The sequence below is a fragment of the Streptomyces sp. SID3343 genome (assembly GCF_009865215.1).
Classification (GTDB): Bacteria; Actinomycetota; Actinomycetes; order Streptomycetales; family Streptomycetaceae; genus Embleya.
The window spans coordinates 1-1,950 of record NZ_WWJX01001217.1 but is presented as its reverse complement, the minus strand read 5'-3'; the positions used below and the strand labels follow the sequence as shown (position 1 = coordinate 1,950).

The window sequence follows — 1,950 nt, the reverse complement described above, 5'->3', positions numbered from 1 at the left end:
GCCGGGGCGGACGCGCGGACAGTGCCCGAGCGGGGGCGATCCTGGCCATCGCCCGCGCGGGCCACCACGCCGCCACGGTCGGCGCGCCCACCGCGACGCACGCCATCAGCAGGATCGACATCCACGGCAGGTCGAACGCGTCGATGCGATGCTCGGCGGCCTGTTCGACGGTCGGGGCCAGTGGCAACCAGGCGAGGACGCCCACGAGCGTGCCGAACAAGGCGGCGGCCACGCCGGTGAACGCGCCGTGCGAGATCAACACCAGGCGCACGTGGCGGGTGCCGGCGCCGATCGCCGACAGCATCCCGATCTGGCGCAGCCTGCGCTGCGCGATGGCCGCGAAGCCGGCCGCCGCGACCAGGGAGACCAGCAACAGCACCACGGTGGCGATCGCGAACACGGCGGCGGTGGTCCCCCGTCGGCCGAGATCGCCGCGATCCTGGCGCAACTGTGGCCCGTCGGCGCTCGCGCGGTAGGCGGCGAACGCCTCGGCGGAGGCGTCGGCGAGCAGGTCGACGGACGCGGCGGGGAGCCCGGCGACCGTGGCGCCGGGAGCGGCCAGGGCGAACCGGTCGCCGAGCCGTTGCGGATTTTCCACCAGGCCGACCACGGACAACGATCGACCGTCCAACACGACGGTCGAGCCCGGCCGGGTACGGAAGACGTCGGCCGCGGACCGGGTGAGCGCGATCTCGGCGTCGCCGGTCGGGTAGCGCCCGGACATCAGGCGCAGCATGGGTGCGCCGTAGCGGCCGCGCGGGTCCTGGGCGCGGACGTCGAGGCGACGGATCGACCCGGGAATCGACACGTCGCGGTGGCCGATCGTCTCGACCGGACCCAATCGGGTACCGGCCGCGTCCAACCGTAACCGCAGGTCCGCGGGATCGGAGCCGTCGAAGGTCAGTTTTTGCTGCGCCGAGCCCACGGTGCTGGCCGCCCGCTCGGGGTAGGCGTGTGCCGCGTTCAGGCCCAGGACCGCGCCGGCGGTGGTGAACGCGACGAGGGTGATCAGCAGGATCTGCTGCCGCCATTCGCGGCGGAACAGGCGCCAGGCCCAGCGGGTCACCGCGGCGTGGGCCGGAAATCCGCCGCCCGGTGCCCGGTCCGGGGTGGGAGCGGGCGCCGGCGCCGGGAGGGTGGTGGTCATCGCCCGGCCTCCCCGCCGGAGGCGAGCAGCGACTCGGGGCCGGGCAGCGGTTCGGTGGAGTCGATGATCGCGCCGTCGCGCACGAACACCACGCGGTCGGCCCACGAGGCGAGTTGCGCGTCGTGGGTGACGACGACCGCGGCGGCGCCGGCCCGACACGCGGTGCGGATCAGGCGCATGACGCTCTCCCCGGTGTGCGAGTCGAGGGCGCCGGTGGGTTCGTCGGCCAGCAGCAGGCGCCGATTCCCGACCAGCGCCCGGGCGATCGCGACGCGTTGGCGCATTCCGCCGGAGAGTTCGTCCGGGAACGTGTCCGCGCGGTCGGCGAGACCGAGTTCGGTCAGCGCGTCCAGGCCGATGCGGCGGGCGTGTTTGGCCTTCATGCCGTCCAGTTCCAGCGGCATGGTGATGTTCTCGACGGCGGTCAGGCCGGCCAGCAGGTTGAAGTCCTGGAAGACGTAGCCGATGTGGCGGCGGCGCAGCCGGGCGCGGTCGTTGCGGCTGAGCCCGGACAGCGGCGTGCCCTCGATGATCACCTCACCGGTGGTGGCTTCCTCGAGGCTGCCGGCGATGGTGAGCAGGGTCGACTTGCCGGAGCCGCTGGGGCCCATGACGGCGACCATCTCGCCGGCGGCGACGCTCAGCGTCACGGTGTCGAGCGCGCACACGGCGGCGGGTCCGGCGCCGTACGTCTTGGACACGGCGCGGAGTTCGAGCAGCGCGGTCATCGGGCGGCTCCCGGGGTGTGCGCGGCGGGGGCGCGGTCGGTGTCGGGGACGGGGCGGGCGGGCGTGCCGGGCGCG

At 74.4% G+C, this 1,950-nt stretch carries 2 protein-coding genes; both read right to left on the bottom strand.

The window, feature by feature from the left end; translation table 11 throughout:
* The coding region (locus tag GT354_RS38435) for an FtsX-like permease family protein (RefSeq protein WP_161361019.1) at positions 1-1,147 on the bottom strand (1,147 nt) is incomplete at its 3' end.
* Positions 1,144-1,875, bottom strand: coding sequence for an ABC transporter ATP-binding protein (locus GT354_RS38430; RefSeq protein ID WP_161361018.1), 732 nt, complete (start codon positions 1,873-1,875; stop codon positions 1,144-1,146). The genes GT354_RS38435 and GT354_RS38430, both read right to left, overlap by 4 nt.
* Positions 1,876-1,950 lie beyond the last annotated feature (75 nt).

Coding starts and splice junctions, on each gene's coding strand:
- GT354_RS38430 (WP_161361018.1), bottom strand. CDS start 1,875: ATGACCGCGCTGCTCGAACTCCGCGCCGTGTCCAAGACGTACGGCGCC.